Source organism: Enterobacter cloacae complex sp. 2021EL-01169 (assembly GCF_020733125.1).
GTDB lineage: Bacteria > Pseudomonadota > Gammaproteobacteria > Enterobacterales > Enterobacteriaceae > Enterobacter > Enterobacter roggenkampii.
Window position 1 is genome coordinate 1,102,829 of sequence record NZ_JAJFTC010000001.1, and the last position, 15,320, is coordinate 1,118,148.

Annotated in this window: 22 protein-coding genes and 1 pseudogene; 18 read left to right on the top strand and 5 right to left on the bottom strand. The window is 46.9% G+C overall.

Going from position 1 to position 15,320, the window contains the following annotated elements; translation table 11 throughout:
* Positions 1–94 precede the first annotated feature (94 nt).
* The 4 genes and pseudogenes from LLF79_RS05170 to LLF79_RS05185 all read right to left on the bottom strand — a co-directional run bounded on the left by LLF79_RS05170 (position 95) and on the right by LLF79_RS05185 (position 2,051).
* A complete protein-coding gene (locus tag LLF79_RS05170) occupies positions 95–259 on the bottom strand; it encodes a YdaE family protein (protein WP_227879181.1) in 165 nt (54 codons plus the stop codon).
* Positions 252–407, bottom strand: a pseudogene (locus LLF79_RS05175) (hypothetical protein); the annotation flags it as partial. The gene LLF79_RS05170 and the pseudogene LLF79_RS05175, both read right to left, overlap by 8 nt.
* A 324-nt stretch (positions 408–731) precedes the next feature.
* On the bottom strand, positions 732–1,589 hold the full coding sequence (locus LLF79_RS05180; RefSeq protein WP_227879182.1) for a hypothetical protein: 858 nt from the start codon (positions 1,587–1,589) through the stop codon (positions 732–734).
* Positions 1,590–1,667: 78 nt separating this feature from the next.
* Positions 1,668–2,051 carry a helix-turn-helix domain-containing protein gene (locus LLF79_RS05185; protein WP_227879183.1) on the bottom strand — a complete coding sequence of 128 codons (384 nt, stop codon included), beginning with the start codon at positions 2,049–2,051 and terminating at the stop codon, positions 1,668–1,670.
* A 102-nt stretch (positions 2,052–2,153) separates the two neighbouring features.
* Here LLF79_RS05185 and LLF79_RS05190 point away from each other — a divergent pair, with 102 nt between their 5' ends.
* The 6 genes from LLF79_RS05190 to LLF79_RS05215 all read left to right on the top strand — a co-directional run bounded on the left by LLF79_RS05190 (position 2,154) and on the right by LLF79_RS05215 (position 5,868).
* Positions 2,154–2,381, top strand: a complete 228-nt coding sequence (locus tag LLF79_RS05190) for a YdaS family helix-turn-helix protein (RefSeq protein WP_096150114.1) — start codon at positions 2,154–2,156, stop codon at positions 2,379–2,381.
* 2 nt (positions 2,382–2,383) lie between these two features.
* Positions 2,384–2,935: a toxin YdaT family protein gene (locus LLF79_RS05195; RefSeq protein WP_227879184.1), complete on the top strand. Its 552-nt coding sequence runs from the start codon at positions 2,384–2,386 to the stop codon at positions 2,933–2,935.
* Positions 2,936–3,019: 84 nt separating this feature from the next.
* Positions 3,020–3,937 (top strand): replication protein, encoded by a 918-nt coding sequence (locus LLF79_RS05200; RefSeq protein ID WP_227879185.1) that lies wholly within the window; start codon positions 3,020–3,022, stop codon positions 3,935–3,937.
* Positions 3,934–4,620, top strand: a complete 687-nt coding sequence (locus LLF79_RS05205; protein WP_227879186.1) for a replication protein P — start codon at positions 3,934–3,936, stop codon at positions 4,618–4,620. Before LLF79_RS05200 ends, LLF79_RS05205 begins: the two co-directional genes overlap by 4 nt.
* 276 nt (positions 4,621–4,896) lie before the next feature.
* On the top strand, positions 4,897–5,346 hold the full coding sequence (locus LLF79_RS05210) for a carboxymuconolactone decarboxylase family protein (protein ID WP_014832179.1): 450 nt from the start codon (positions 4,897–4,899) through the stop codon (positions 5,344–5,346).
* Positions 5,347–5,649: 303 nt separating this feature from the next.
* Positions 5,650–5,868 (top strand): hypothetical protein, encoded by a 219-nt coding sequence (locus LLF79_RS05215; RefSeq protein WP_014832178.1) that lies wholly within the window; start codon positions 5,650–5,652, stop codon positions 5,866–5,868.
* Positions 5,869–6,209: 341 nt separating this feature from the next.
* Here the strand turns inward: LLF79_RS05215 and LLF79_RS05220 are convergent, their stop codons facing one another.
* Complete coding sequence (locus LLF79_RS05220) at positions 6,210–7,391, bottom strand: diguanylate phosphodiesterase (protein ID WP_023344298.1); 1,182 nt, start codon at positions 7,389–7,391, stop codon at positions 6,210–6,212.
* 487 nt (positions 7,392–7,878) lie between these two features.
* Here LLF79_RS05220 and LLF79_RS05225 point away from each other — a divergent pair, with 487 nt between their 5' ends.
* The 12 genes from LLF79_RS05225 (at position 7,879) to LLF79_RS05280 (ending at position 14,933) form a co-directional block, all read left to right on the top strand.
* On the top strand, positions 7,879–8,328 hold the full coding sequence (locus tag LLF79_RS05225) for a VOC family protein (RefSeq protein ID WP_227879187.1): 450 nt from the start codon (positions 7,879–7,881) through the stop codon (positions 8,326–8,328).
* A gap of 366 nt (positions 8,329–8,694) precedes the next feature.
* The gene (locus LLF79_RS05230; protein ID WP_014832176.1) at positions 8,695–8,919 is read left to right on the top strand and encodes a DinI family protein; all 225 of its coding nucleotides are present in this window, start codon (positions 8,695–8,697) and stop codon (positions 8,917–8,919) included.
* 106 nt (positions 8,920–9,025) lie between these two features.
* A complete protein-coding gene (locus tag LLF79_RS05235) occupies positions 9,026–9,265 on the top strand; it encodes a hypothetical protein (protein WP_227879188.1) in 240 nt (79 codons plus the stop codon).
* Between the two features lie 42 nt (positions 9,266–9,307).
* A complete protein-coding gene (locus tag LLF79_RS05240; protein WP_227879189.1) occupies positions 9,308–9,910 on the top strand; it encodes a DUF1367 family protein in 603 nt (200 codons plus the stop codon).
* 4 nt (positions 9,911–9,914) lie between these two features.
* Positions 9,915–10,115 carry a hypothetical protein gene (locus tag LLF79_RS05245; protein WP_227879190.1) on the top strand — a complete coding sequence of 67 codons (201 nt, stop codon included), beginning with the start codon at positions 9,915–9,917 and terminating at the stop codon, positions 10,113–10,115.
* Between the two features lie 2 nt (positions 10,116–10,117).
* Entirely contained in the window at positions 10,118–10,480 is a 363-nt protein-coding gene (rusA, locus tag LLF79_RS05250) for a crossover junction endodeoxyribonuclease RusA (protein WP_227879271.1), read from the top strand.
* Entirely contained in the window at positions 10,477–11,310 is an 834-nt protein-coding gene (locus LLF79_RS05255) for an antitermination protein (protein ID WP_227879191.1), read from the top strand. The genes rusA and LLF79_RS05255 overlap by 4 nt, the downstream gene beginning before the upstream one ends.
* A gap of 193 nt (positions 11,311–11,503) precedes the next feature.
* Positions 11,504–11,695 (top strand): hypothetical protein, encoded by a 192-nt coding sequence (locus tag LLF79_RS05260; RefSeq protein ID WP_047958756.1) that lies wholly within the window; start codon positions 11,504–11,506, stop codon positions 11,693–11,695.
* A 1,081-nt stretch (positions 11,696–12,776) separates the two neighbouring features.
* A complete protein-coding gene (locus tag LLF79_RS05265) occupies positions 12,777–13,079 on the top strand; it encodes a hypothetical protein (protein WP_014832171.1) in 303 nt (100 codons plus the stop codon).
* Complete coding sequence (locus LLF79_RS05270) at positions 13,079–13,615, top strand: lysozyme (protein WP_227879192.1); 537 nt, start codon at positions 13,079–13,081, stop codon at positions 13,613–13,615. Before LLF79_RS05265 ends, LLF79_RS05270 begins: the two co-directional genes overlap by 1 nt.
* Positions 13,612–14,130, top strand: coding sequence for a hypothetical protein (locus LLF79_RS05275; RefSeq protein WP_227879193.1), 519 nt, complete (start codon positions 13,612–13,614; stop codon positions 14,128–14,130). The genes LLF79_RS05270 and LLF79_RS05275 overlap by 4 nt, the downstream gene beginning before the upstream one ends.
* Positions 14,131–14,519: 389 nt before the next feature.
* Positions 14,520–14,933 carry an Ivy family c-type lysozyme inhibitor gene (locus LLF79_RS05280; protein WP_127731159.1) on the top strand — a complete coding sequence of 138 codons (414 nt, stop codon included), beginning with the start codon at positions 14,520–14,522 and terminating at the stop codon, positions 14,931–14,933.
* The last annotated feature ends 387 nt before the right edge of the window (positions 14,934–15,320 follow it).

The window sequence follows — 15,320 nt, forward strand, 5'->3', positions numbered from 1 at the left end:
GCCCATTGGGTGAACTTTGGTTTTTTAAGTAGTTTTCCGGTGTAACTTTGGTCGGGAGCACCGGACGTACGGGCCGCCTTGCGCGGCTTTTACGTTATGCCTCGTGGGCCATCTGGTCGTACGAAGCACAACGTTCAGAGCAGTATTCTTTTTCTTTGCGCGCCAGCTGTGAGCCGTTGCGATAGAGAAGGGTAATTTTGACTACTTTCTCCGGTTCAACCGGCTTGCCGCAGTACCCGCATTTCGTTGAGTTACACATCTGGATTCCCCTTTTGCGCCAGCAAGTAGCACAGGCGGCGAAGAATCACTTCGAAGAAGTTCAGCTTTACGGCCTGCTGCCGTCCTGGTTTGCGTGCGAAATCAATCATTCTCACCCTCGTTTGCCTTATCGCCGGCCAGCGGAACGTTTACACCTGATGCGCGTTAATCTCTCCACCTCATCCGACTGTTCGTATGCCGTCGGCGGCTACTTCGTGGGCGTCCTGCCTTGGTGGTTCGTAGTGCGTCCTGGTGATATAGATTAAATCACTGGTTTATAGGTGTGTCAACCCATGGTTTTTGTGATTGTAAATCTTCGGTTTATATTTTGAGTTTTTGTGAGGTAGCTGACGAAGTGCAGGCAAAAAAAGCCGACTCTACGGACGGGAACAATGGGTTCGGCGTGGAGCTAGACGACAGAGCTGATTAGTGAGGATAAAAAAACCCGGCGCGACGGCCGGGTGAAAGGGCAATTAATTGATATCCATTATGTATAGTTTACTTATGGCACCTTTTCTGGCTACTGCCTTGGCGGTAACTGTAACACTGGCTGAAGAATCGTTGGGTGCGTGCATAAATGCCTGTAGTGCCATGATGTATGGATTATCTCTTTTCATCACTGCCGGGTCACTGATTTCTGCAGTAATTCTTCTGGCTTGCTCGTCACCCACGAAAACAATTTTCGCTGTTTTTTTTACACCGTCAAATTCGGTAATCAAAACTTGGTATTCTCTGAGGGGAATAACTTCATCATCCTCAAGTCTATCTATTATCTCTTTATCTGCTTCATTTATGACAAGAGGAGAAATTCCTTCTCCTGCTTTTATGCTGATTGTTGAGCAGGTATTTCCGATAGGACTAACGGCTTGACGAACAGATGGACGCAACTCAGTCGCCATCTTATCGATCACATTAAGCAATCCTTGAATGGTGTCTTTGTCTTTGTTTCCCAAGGCCTCAATTGCCTTGTCCAAGGAATCTTTTAAGTGTTTCATTTCCTCTTTTTTCTGAGCGTTACGAGAAAAAATGTACTGTATAAGCAAAGGAAGTATAGCGGCGGCTAACCCAGAGAACAATTGTTGTTGAGATACGAAACTTGTAACAGCATCTATCGAAAAACAATTACAGCGAGGATCTCTGGCATACACCTTAACCTCTTGAAGATCGGATCTCTTGTAATACTTTTGAGTTACGGCAAAATTACCTGCTGTAGATAATATTTTCGCAAAACCCTGAAAAGATTCACCTAGAATATTTAATTCAACTTCGTGATTTTCAGCGTCTCTACCATCAAATCGGAGGGTAATCGTATTGTCTCGAATATGATCCATCTGATAATCCTGTCAAATAATACGCTAAGCTTCCTGTGCTAAGACATGCTGATGCCCATTACCCGCTGAATAGATTCTTCACTGGTCCTGTGACCGAATCCGCCCCTTCAAGTAGCGTTCATAAAGCTCATCAAGCTCTTTCAGGCGAATAGCAAAGATGCGGAGCATGTTTTTCTGCTCTTCTTCGGGCAACTGACGGTAAAGTTCCAGTAGGCGCTGTTCATCCGGCTTGAGCCCATCTTTCTCTCCAACGTCTTCACCGAGTAGCCAAGCGACAGAGATGCCAACAGCGTCGGCAATAGCCAGCGCCGACTTTTTACTAATAACACCTTTTTTAAACCAGCCGTTAACGGCCTGAGGGGTAACTCCGGCTATACGTGCCATGTCTGCTTTGGTAACGCCACGATCGGTGATCTCAGAAAGTCGTTGTACCAAAACGTGGTTGGGTTCTTCTTTTCTCATAGGGTCATTGTAAATATTTGGTTTATACGCACAATAAATTCTGAGTTTGCATAGATTGTAAATCTATGGTTTACTTCCGCTGTCAATAAGCAGGAGAAGCACATGTCCGCACTCGATAAAGCAATTAAAGCAGCTGGATCAGCCAGAAAGCTCAGTCTCGCACTTGGCGTGACGAGTATGTCTGTTAGTCATTGGAAAAATCGTGATCACGGGGTCGTCCCGCCCACCCACATTCTGCCTATCTTCAAGATGACAGGTGTAACCCCCCATGAACTACGCCCAGATCTCTATCCAAACCCAACAGACGGTTTACCTAAACAGGAGCCTTAACAATGCAAACTGTTTCAGTTCAACAGAGTAGCAGAGCTTCCTCTGATCCAATGATATTCCCATGTCATCAAAGCGAATCGGCAGCGCAGGATATTGATCATCGTGATATTTGTTCTGCAGTCCGGGCGTGGGCAGCGGCAGAAGGGCGCGTAGTTGTTGCGCTTCAAATCCAAGAAGCGGCGGAAGAACTTCAACTTGATGGAATTGATTTCTCAGGCCAGGCCGATGTCTGGAACGTAAAGCTGTTCCGCTGGCTCGACAACAAAGAAGACTCCGCATCGTACCGAAAGAACGTCGAACAGCTGGTGCCCGCGATCATGTCTGTATTGCCGCTTCGATACCGCGACCGTGTCATAAAGAACGACTCGTTCGCTTATCGCATGGCCAGGTTGGAAAAAGAGGTGAGTGAGGCGAAGCAAGCTCTGATGCTCGATGCACCAAAGAAGGAAAAGCTGAAGGAGTTAGGCGAGGGAATTTTCGAAATGTTCAGAATCGATCCGGACCTTACGGCGCCGCTGCTGGCGATGGTGACAACCATGTTGGGGGCAATGTGAAAACTTCAGAAAAGGCGAAAGCCGCGGTGCTCGAACACCAACGGCTTTCAGGTGCAAAAACGGAGTGTAATTGCGGAGCTAAGTATGTCAAACACAGCTGAAATTATCAATTTCCCCCACAGAACCGAACAACCGGGAGGTCGTATGGCTGACCTGTCGAACGGGTATACCAAGGTCGCTAACGAGATCCAACAGCTCAAGCCTCGTCTGAGAATGTCAGGCCGGGAGTGGCAGTGTTTTGAAGCAGTGATCTGGCTTACCTACGGCTGGAACAAGAAGCAGGACCGTGTGACGAACACGGTGATAGCCGAACTTACAGGGCTGAGTGATTCCCACGTTTCGGATGCGCTCAAATCACTTGCTGAACGCAAAATTATCTTCAGTCAGAAGCAGGGCGTGATGAAAACGGTCGGTATAAATACTGACCTTTCCGCCTGGATTTTAGACAAACCGAAAACGGGAAAAGTCTTCCCGAAATCGGGAAAAATGTTACCGAAAACGGGAAAAACCTTCCCGGAAACGGTAGACACCCAAGACTATAACAAGAACAATAATAAAATATCCTCGTCTCGGAATTCTGACGAATCCCGAAACCAGAAAACTCAAAAGTTTCTCTCTCGCCATCCTGAAGCTGCCGACGGGATATACACCCCGGCAGGTAAATCATGGGGATCCGCTGACGACCTCAAGGCCGCCCGCTGGATTTACGACAGGCTCCTCACCGTCAACGCATCGCTCTCCGAACCCAACTGGGCTGAATGGGCAAACACCATCAGGCTTATGCGTGTGCAGGACAAGCGCACGCACTACGAAATTTGTGACCTGTTCCAGTGGGCAAACCGGGACGAGTTCTGGAAAGACAACATCTTGAGCCCCTCGAGTCTGCGCAAGCAGTGGGATCAGCTCACCACCAAACGGCTGCGCGCTACCGGAACGGCAAAGCCATCCCGGGGCAGCATCGACCTGCATAACACCGACTGGATTGACGGGGTGCTGGAATGAAAAATCTTGCCGAGAACATTCGCAATTTTGACCGGGAACAGGCTCGCCGCGTTGCGCACAACATGCCTGAGCAGTACACCGAACGCGAACAAACGCAGCAGGTGGCGCAGATTATCAACGGGCTTTTCGTACAGTTGGCGGCCGCGTTCCCGGCAATCCTGGTTAATCGCAGTCAGGAAGACGTGAATGAGATCCGCCGTCAGTGGGTGCTGGCCTTCAAAGAAAACGGGATCACCACCCTGGAACAGGTTGAAGCGGGCATGCGAATGGTGCGTCGCCAGGAGCGCCCATTCCTGCCTTCGCCAGGCCAGTTTATCAGGTGGTGCAGGGAAGGGCGCAGCGTACTGGGGATTACCACCGCTGACGTGATGGCTGAATACTGGAAGTGGCGCAAACTGGTGTTCCGGTACCCGAGCAGTGAGCAGTATCCCTGGCCAAAGCCGGTTTATTACCATATCTGCCTCGAGCTACGGCGCCGCGGAACTGACGGCCAACTAAGCCAGAAAGAGCTTGAGCGTGAGGCCGGTGATATTCTGGATAGGTGGGAAAAGCGGGTGCTAGCCGGGAAGCCGATTCCGCCTATTCGTCGGGCGTTGGCTGCGCCAGTTGCTCCGAAAGGGCCGACACCGGCGGAGCTTTTGAAAGCTAAATATCAACGGATGAAAGCAGATGGCAGGGCATAGTGAGGAAATGGTCTGTTATGAGCGAGAAGCGGACTCTACCGTGGATTTTATCAACACTCAGGGTTTGCTTTTAAAAATTGTTATCCAGTTTTACTGCATGAGGTATCCCATAATTGTCCTACCGTTTTACTCATTTTTTGTCTCTTTTATCTATGACATCAATGGTTAAGATTACAACGTCTGAGCAGACGTACTAATTTAAATTCTGTCATTCAGTCGTAGCGATTCTGTGAGGCATCTTTTTATTTTAAACAACTCAAAAAGGTGGAAATAACGATGAAGCGTCCAAACTGGTTTCAAGTTTCCGATAAAGGTGGCAAGGCTATAGCAGCGCTCCATCATTACGCCACTACTGGTACAGGTTTACCTGCCGAGCTGATCCATTTAATTTTTTTAAGAGTTTCCCAGATCAATGGTTGTGCACACTGCATAGATATACATACTCGCGATCTTATCAAGAGTGGCATGTCCGTCGAAAAGATTGTATTGGTGCCTGTCTGGCGAGAAGCTACCTATTTATTCTCGGATATAGAGCAAGCTGCCCTCTCATGGGCGGAAGAAGTTACCCGTGTTAGTGAAACACATGCTTCCGATGAAGCATATTCCGCAGCGCTTTCTGTATTCGGTGAAAAAGATTTGGTTGAACTTACCATTGTTATTGCCACCATGAATGCCATTAATCGTATGGGTATTAGTTTTCGAATGAAGCCGCTTGCTAAAGCTTGACAGATGTAAATAGCTCCCATAAGGGACTCTGGAGCTATATTAAAGTCTGCTTCTGGCACACAAATGACATCCCAGCCTGTGCATGACCGTAAAAACTACCTTCACTTGATAAGCCGCTTCGGGTTATGACGAGGCGCTTGTGTGACATGCTGGAAAACCAATTTAGGCGTTTACTGAAAGCCTGGTTGTCCTCAAGTGAAACGACCCTTAGAAATTTCTATGGCGAAATAATCACATAAGTCTGCTCCACGTGTGTTATAAGCGAGTTTGAAATCGCCACCACTGGCGGTTAAGAGGCATCTCATGAAACTACGTATCACAAGAGCAATCGGCCTCAGCAAGTTCTCGCCACGTTGGGTTAAGGTTATCTGTTTACGGTTGACTAAAAACGATATTGAGCGCTCCCTCAACGCTCTTCTGGCCACAATCGATGAATCTGAACTTACCCCTGAGCAAGTCAAAGCATTAAGGGAATGCATTGACAGAATTAACATCGCAAGGGGGAAGGGTATGCAGGCGTGAGCACGTTTGATAAAAGGTAAGCCAGCACTGTATATGCGCGGCACGTTTGCTGCGCAAGTATCGCTGACCGTTCGATACCAGCTGAGCTTTTAGAGCCAAATTTAATTGGATCAATGCTGGTGGGAGGGGATAGAGATGAACTGGTTCCTGTGAGCGAAAATGAGGCCAACAATCTAAGCCTGCTCGGTTTACCGCATCTTACTGAGTACTGAAGCATTGCCTTTGCACCCGCCGGGCCCGCTGACTTTTCCCTATGTATTAGTTCACCCGCTTCCAGCTTGACACCCACCGAGTATGACTGCGTTAATCCTATGAAAAAGTAATAAGTCTACAAGTTCTTTTTAACATTCGCTGAATTCATTAGATTCTGGCCAGAAGATCTTCAAATATCCATTTTTATCATATTTTGAAAAAAGATTGCCCTGGAAGCAAAATATCCCAGCGGATTCGAGCCACATCCATTCTTCTGTCTGCTCGACTCCTGTAGCACAGATTCTTATTTCCAAAAGTTCACAGCAGCGGATTAAGCTTAGGAGTATAGCCTGCTTGGAACCTTCTTTATGTATATTGTGTATCAGTTGCGGGTGTATTTTGAGCTTCTCAGGCTGGAATTTCGAAAGAAACAATAAACCTGCATTACCCATACCAAAGTCATTAATAGCAACGCTTAATCCGCAACTTTTGAGTATCTGCACTGAATGCGCGAACTCATCAATTTCAGGGATTATTTCGCTCTCTGAAAACTCAACTATAACTTGTTCTGGGTATAAGTTACTTTCTCTGATATAATCGAGCAATATTTCAATCGCATCAGGCACCCTCAGTAAGGTTAAAGGCAGGAGTGTTATTGATACTCGTTGTGAAGAGGTAATGAAACTCCCTACGATTTTTAACAAGTCTCTCTTCGATTCCAAATCAAAAAATAAATTATTGGCTTTAATATCGCCTTTATCTGATTTTGCACTCAAGACAAAAGAATGAATTTGAGCAGCCAGAGGGTCTATAACTGCATGCATGTCTTCGATAATATCGGGATCAACCGATGATACATTTATTTGATCGGATGAAAAAAACCAACTGAATCTATCAGGAAGTTCATAATAGCTGTCTGTCTCAGCAGAATCTATAAATGTACGGAAAAACCGTAATGCTCTGTCGTTGTAAAGCAATTTATGTTGGGTTGTTCCACGTTGAAGAACCCTGTCCAGACACTCTTCTTTACTGAATAGTCTTATATCAATTAATTCCATGCCTGAGCGACCAAATCGTCGATAGGGGGCATAATCGGATAAGAGTTCTACAATGTTAAAGTGAAGTGCATCCATACAAATTTTTTTATAGATTTGCATTACAGCGGTTTCATCTCCTTCCAGAAGCTGTAAGAAATGAACGCCATTAAAAAGTAAAACGCCAGTTACCCCCGCACGTTCATTTCGGGAATTGGCTTCACTAACCATGTCAACTATGGATTGAATTGGTGTATCAGCTCGCAGGTGGCTTCGGTAGATGAGAGTGGTAAGCATAGTTGCACACTTTAAAGGATTTTCTACTAAAGTAGCATGCGAAAGGTCAGTTAGGGCTATTTAACTGAAAAATTTACAAAAAAGAGTCCGGTAACATTAAAATTGTCCATGAAGAGTAAAATGCTTCACAAAAAACCATTCAATAACCGTGGTTAAAGCCCGCGAGATATGTTTGGCTCTGCAACATAAAAATTGCCTGGTATGCGCACGTGACAAAGTAAAAATTGATTCTAAGATTTTGGTAGTGAAAATGATTACATGGAGTTTCGAATGGTTTTTATTGCGGCTTTAACTTTATCTTTTCTTCTGTGTGTAGCGGGCCTTATCTTCATTTTGCTGGAGTTAGTTAGCATAGGCTGCAACCCTGAACGACATTGAACAATACGTGCAAGAAATCCAGCAAAATCATTGATTGAAAGGCTCTTGACCTCAAGTTAACTTGAGCTTTTAAGATGGCGATTCTGGAGATAGTCAAAGGATTAGCCTAATGAAAGAGATTGATGTCGGTTTTACGCACGTTGCGTTTGTTGTTAGAGATTTGGAAAAAAGTATCGATTTTTACGGCCGTTATGCTGGCATGGAAGTCGTACACAGGCGAGAGCCTGACCTTCCGGAGGCACGTAAAGTCGCATGGTTAAGTGACCGAACTCGCCCTTTTGCGCTTGTCCTTGTCCAGGTTGATGCTGTGACTGACACCCCTTTAGGTAATTTTGGTCACTTGGGAGTAGCTTGTTCAAGCATTGAAGAAATCGACAATAAAGTAGCGATGGCCAGAATGGAAGGCATCTTGCGAAAAGAACCGGCTCAGGCAGGCGAACCGGTAGGTTATTATGTCTTCTTCGCTGATCCTGATGGCAACACACTCGAACTTTCTTATGGTCAGAAAGCCGGGATCGAGGCTTTCCGTCAAGATGATAGAGTGCCTGCATCTCAGTAAATTTCGATAACCGGTTGGATTACATTACGCACTGGTAATGTTTCATGTCGTTTTAGAGCTTGCTGACAAATTTGTTGCTTAGTAACAGCAAGCTCCATAATAGCCTTTACGAATTTTCATTTTATAAATCTCATATCGAAACCACAATTTAGTAGTGAAACTGCACTAAACTCCTCTGAAATCTATTCAACATAACTATTGTGTAGACCACCAAATCTGAGATCTGGCCCAAATCGTTCTTAAAACCGATACCTGCAAGCTTGGAAGCGCTCCATCCTTCTAACACTCTTTAATCGTTGCAAAATCCGTAAGATACGTTTATAAATATACTGTATATACATACAGGTGTTTGTTGCGGAGGGAAAAATGAAAATCGAGTTAGCCATTGATCGCATGAAGAAACTTCCTGATGGAGCTATACCTGCACTAGAGTCAGAACTGCTCAAAAGGCTCAGCAAGCAGTTTGATAATTGTCAGCTAACGATCAAGCGTGCCAGCAATGATGGTCTGAGTGTTTTCGGGGGCGACAAGAAAGAGGTTGAGCAAATCGTGCAGGAGACCTGGGAAAGCGCCGACGAGTGGTTTTATTAATCGCGTGAATTTCACTGGAGCAGTTTCAAAGAGTATCGCTGTTTGCGTTCCCCTGGCTGTTCCCGATTACTGTTTACCGCGTCAATAAGTCGCTCTGGGGGAAATAGTGTGTAATGCAGATGCCTTTAATGCAGATGATCAATGGTACGACGTGGTCAGAAGGGCCGATAAAGCAGTTATCTATAGCTTCCCGGCGGAAGGGAGATATCTGGTTTATCGAGTAAATGGAATAGTTTCATTAAGACCGTTACTCGAAGAGGAAGAAATATTCACTCTCAACGGATTTATGCAATTTGCAAAACGGTTGGGGTACCGAGTTACACCACCGTCTGATATTATTCTTTAATAGGCCTGAACAACCTATACCTGATGCGCCACGGAGAGAACCATGGCGCTAGAATTACAACTTATCAAACACCACTCAGGAATACTGATCCCGGCCACACCCGAGACCAGCGATATCCTGCAATCCAAAACCCGGCTCGGCGATGTTCTTGTTGCCGAGTTTAGGCGGGTGCGTAACCCGGCATTTTACCGGCGCTTTTTCGCGCTTCTCAATCTCGGTTTTGAATACTGGGAACCAACCGGCGGGGCTATCTCTAGCAACGAGCGGAAGCTGATCACCGGCTACGCAAAATTCCTGGCTTCTTATGGCGGGAATGAGGGCGCGCTGATCGATGCTGCTGAGCAGTATCTGGAACAGGTGGCATACCGCCGGGTCACGAATGGCATTAGCCTGTGCAAATCTTTCGATGCTTACCGCTCCTGGGTTATCGTTGAGGCAGGGCACTTTGATGCCATTCAACTGCCAGACGGAACACTCAAAAAACATCCTCGCAGCATCTCGTTTGCCAACATGGACGAGCTCGAGTTTCAGCAACTCTATAAAGCTGCGCTCGATGTTCTTTGGCGCTGGGTCCTGTCCCGTTCATTCCGCAGTCGCGATGAGGCCGAAAATGTCGCCGCGCAGCTGCTTGGCTTCGCGGGGTGATGATATGAAGTTTACCTGGTTCCATCACACCGATTGCAGCACCGAACAGGCCGACGAACTGGTTAAGCGTTACAAAGCTCGTGGCGTGAGAGTAGAGCGCTGCCTTAACCAGGATTACGTGACCTGGACTGTCAGTGCATTCCTTCCGACCTCAAATACACCAGCGCGCCCGGATAGCCGTTGGAGAAACCGGACGTGGGGATGAACGTGAATACATATCAAATCACTTTGCCCTGGCCGCCGAGCAACAACCGGTATTACCGGCACAACCGCGGGCGTACACATATTAGCGCTGATGGCGTCGCGTACCGCTATGCGGTCGCAAGTGTCATTCGAAGCGCCCGGCTTAATATCCGCACGGCCGCACCAATTAAAATCCGCATTGAATGTTACATGCCCGACCGCCGGCGCCGCGATCTGGATAACCTGCAGAAAGCTGCATTTGACGCTTTAACCAAGGCGGGATTCTGGCTGGATGACTGCCAGGTTGTGGATTATCGCGTTGTGAAAATGCCTGTCATTAAGGGCGGGAAATTAGAACTCACTATCACCGAGCTGGAGTCCGCATGAATCTTGAAAGCACCCTCAAATATCACTTCGCCAAATCGACAATGATTAGCGACTCTCCCCGTACTACGGCATCAGATGCATTAACCGGAACGGATATCATGGCTGCGATGGGCATGACGCAGGAACGGGCAGCTTTGGGATACAGCGCTTTTCTCGGAAAGATGGGGATCAGCAGTAACGATCGGGAGAGGGCGATCGAACTGCTGGCCCAGTATGCGCTGACCAAGTGCGACCGGGTTGCTGCGCTTCGCAAACTGGATGCTAGGGTTAAGCCATTAGTAATGCACCAGCTGGCCACCTTCGCGTTTGAGGATTATTCCCGCAGCGCCGCCAGCGTGAAGCAGTGCGATGGCTGCAATGGGGAAGGGTTTATTGATGCTGAGGTCTACAGCATGAAGTCTCACACTCCGGCAAAAGAGAAGAAATTCGTGAAGATGTCTTTGAACATGGGCGCGGAGGATATTCGTCCTTCTGAGTATGAGGTGCACAGGCAGGTCAGGGAGGTAGCGCGCGTTCTCTGCCCTCAGTGTAAGGGGAAGAAGGTAGTAAGCTGTGCCTGTAAAGATTGTCATGGCCGCGGGAAAGCTGTTAATCAGGCTCTTACAGAGCAGCAGGGCGTTCCGGTTCTGGCTAATTGCAAACGCTGCAGTGGCCGAGGTTATGAACGAATTCCATCAACTGAGGCTTACGCAGCTGTATGTGGGATAACGGATGCAATCAGCCTCGATACCTGGAAGAAGTCAGTTAAGCCCTTTTACGATCAGCTAATCACCAAGTTTGACATCGAAGAGGCATGGGCTGATGCACAGCTTAAGCAGATAACAAAATAGGGCGTTATTTTATCGTGAGCTATTTACTTTTCCCGAATCTGTGGTAATTTTGCTTTAACGATGGGTTATTGCCTTCGTTTAAAGCCCTGCGGTTAACCCCGTGGGGCTATTTTGCTTAATAGCGACTTAAGAATATCTAAAACCATTCAACCCTGCGGTGACTTAGAATTTCCCCAACAACGCAGGAGGGAATATGGAAGAAGGTTTCTACTGGATTCAGCACAACGGCAGGATTCAGGTTGCTTACTTCAGCAATGGCGTTACTGAAGACCTTGAGACGGGACTTACTTTTAATGGTATTTGGCATCTGACACAGGGTGACGACATCTGCGACAACGGAGAGGCCGAGGTGATTGAAGGCCCTCTCCCTCTACCATTTAGATGAATATATTCATCTGATTATGTGGCAGATTCTTCATACTGCACATATGCTTCTTAAGCATCCTGCGGAATGGATGTTTCTGAAAGCGTTTTTGTGGTGGATCCCCCTAAGCGGAGGGGCGGTTCAGCAGGACATTTCTCCAGAGTGTCCAACCAGCGCGCGGAAATGAATGCTGTGATCATTTCCACCGGGAGGCACCCGGCACCACTCCCTCAGTTATTGCCAACTTAGCTATTTATGCCTGCTTGTCCGAGCAGGCTTTTTTTTGTGAATGGTGAACAGTATTGACCGGGTGAATGAATTAATCGTAATTTATTCACGTGGTGAATCCTTTCTAAGCGAAAGGGCGTTCCAGTCAACTGCTATCTGCAGGTATGCACGCGTCTTTGCTGACTGGGGTAGAGTCACCGGGAGGCACCCGGCACCATGACAACAACAATACAAGTTTCAAATTCCTTGAGAGCCTGCCATAAAAAGCAGGCCTTTTTTTATGGCTTGGAAAACTACTGCTACTCTTTAAGTCGTGAGAAGTTACTGAATGCCCGGTGGTTCTCCTGATACTAATGTGAATCAGTCGATACAGTCTCACTACTGAGGTATTGGTTTCACTCACACCTACCTTACAAATAGTCAACTCATTGGCCCGCTTCAAAAGAGCGGGCTTTTTTTCTCTCCATTCAAATTTTCTGAATGGGGTAGCCAAGGAAAGAGGGGGCTAAATGTCTGATCATGTTTCTGTCACTAATGTAATGGCTGGTGGACATTTGATAGCTAGCTCAGTGCACAAAAAAAGTGCGGAGAACGACATCAATCTTCTCCGCATGAATAATGCCAGTGCTACCTGCTTGTATCTCTTTTTTCCCTGCGAGGATAAGTCATTAACTTAACGCAAATGATAACATTTAAAAATTATGTGAAAAGTTAATTATTTTAAGGAGTTAAATAGATCTTCTTAAGGATTATTTAATCTATTGCACTTCTCAGGAGAAGGAAGCTGCAGCAGATTTAAATCCTCACAAGGCAGCCGTTTGGCAGCCTTTTTTTATTCCAAAATCAGCACCCGCGCCTAGCGAGGTGAGAGACCATGAAAATGAATGATTCAGGGAACATCTTCACGCAGTTCTTCGCGTGGGTAGCAGCTCTGGCGTCAGCCATTGGATTTACCACTCAGGATCTAGTGTTCATGTTCTTTGGCGCTGCTGGTCTGCTTATCTCGCTTGCCTCCTACATTAACGGGCGGGTAGATGCAAACCGCAGGCGTAGAGAGGATGAGAAGCGAACAAAAATGGTCAATGACTACCTGAAAGGCGTTGGTGATAAACCCCTTCACGAGCGTCCTGCCGCTGCAAGCGTGGTCGTTGAGGCATTACAAAAGGAAGGTGAGTGATGGGATCCAGAGCAAAGCTGAGTACTGCAGTTTTGGGGCTGGTACTGGCTGGTGCTCCTGCATCCGTCATTCTCGATCAGTTTCTGAATGAGAAAGAAGGTAACAGCCTCACGGCCTACAAAGATGGCGGTGGTATCTGGACTATTTGCCGCGGCGCAACGATGGTTGATGGTAAACCGGTTGTGCAGGGCATGAAATTGACTCAGGCCAAATGCAATCAGGTGAATGCTATCGAACGCAATAAGGCTCTGGCATGGGTTGACCGCAATATTTCGGTACCGCTAACCGAACCCCAGAAGGCTGGAATCGCATCTTTCTGTCCGTACAACATCGGGCCGGGTAAATGCTTCCCGTCCACGTTCTATAAGCGCATTAATGCTGGTGACCGCCACGGGGCATGCGAGGCAATTCGCTGGTGGATTAAAGACGGCGGCCGTGATTGTCGCCTGACTAAAGGCCAGAAGAATGGCTGCTATGGTCAGGTTGAGCGGCGGGATCAGGAAAGCGCACTGACGTGCTGGGGGATAGACCAGTGAAAATTAACCCGTCTCTAATCTTCCTAGTCGTTGTTGCTGGCCTTTCGGTCGCCCTCGTTAAGAGCTGCTCGGACGCCAGGAACCTTCAGAGCGATAACGACGTTCTGCGAAGCGACAACTCTTTGCAGGAGCAGGTGATCGCCACCCAGGCATTCAACTTTAATCGGTTCAATCAGGTAGCCGAACATGCCTACCGGCTTAACGCCCTGATAGACACTAGCACCGAAGAAACCGTAATCGAATACCGGGAGATTCTCCGCCGTGAAAAAACCTGTGATCTGCCTGTTCCTGCTGACATTGCTGGTGGGCTGCTCAAATACGCGCACCGTTTACGTGCCAGCGCCTTGCACACCGATACCAACAGACCTGACACAGCCGATGATCGTGCCGCTGCCGCCAGCTCAATGACGTACTGCCAGGCAGTCTTGTGGATTAAGCCGCTACTGGCCGTTATTGAGAAGGGCAACAATAATTTCGCTGGCATAAGGCAGATCGAGCTGGAAAGAAAGAACTAGGGATGGCTCGTCCTTGAGCACACGGGTATTTCTGAACGACGGCTTTACCTGACATAGCAAAGCCACCTTTTAACTTTAGAAAACACACAATATTTAGCAAGCGAAGCGCCACTATCCAAAAAAAAGCCCTCGCAAGGAGAGCTAAAGGAGTCTCAGTTTCACATGCTCTTTTTATCGATGATTCCCTGGAGTTGGCATTCTCCGCATCAGAGTCCTGAACAGTCTGGCAGCCAGGCAGTAATCAACAAGCATAAGCGCTAGTGATTAAGATAATCCTTACCTAATCATTTGGGCCGGGCAGTAACTTCAAATGCTCTGATTATCCATAGGGCTGACATGGCGACTGCAAAGGTATAAAGTTGAGGTGTCTTTATGGAATGAGGATTAACATGAAAGGTAAAGTGATTATCGCTGCTATGGCTTTAGTTTCGTTCAATGCTGTCGCTGATGAGGGGCAGTATCTTTCTGACTTCGCCAGTGCAAAAAGTACGTCTAAAAGCTACTCCCAGCTTATTAGTAAAAACAAATTACCTGCATGGGTAAAAAGTGGTGGTACGAGCACGCCATCAACCGAAGTAACAGTTGCGGGCAAAAAGTATATTGCTCTGTCAGGATGTAAACCACACAGCTGTCCAGAACAGAATATTGCTGTTCTCTACTCACCTGATAACGGTGATATCCATGGTGTGTTTTCTGATTTCAATGCAGAAAAGAATCGTGAGACATTGACCTGGTTAAACGTGGATCCGATTGATTCTGATGCGATGAAAAATGCGCTTTTCAACCGGCTGTACGGCAATTAAATAACCCAAGCTTCAAACTGTAATCCACCAGTTTGAAGCTTCAAACACAAATCAATCGTCACTCAGTGTGTTGGTCGCTCACATTGCACCATCATTTCGCTTAACTTTAGCAATGAATTCCTCTGTGATCGTTAGACCCGCAATGATTTCCGAATTTAAGACAGAAGCACCAAATTTGCTTACGAGGTCAAGAAGAGCTTCATATGTCTGGATGAGTTCCATTAGATCAGAAATGACTATTTGGTCATGCTCAGTGTGCAGATGAGTCCGTGCAGAGGCTTGATGCACTATCCACTCGAGATTGGCCTTGATTTTCTGTACGTCATCGTAGTTATACATATTTCATGAGCTTAAATCCTCATTTCAAGATTTATTTGAGATAAATAC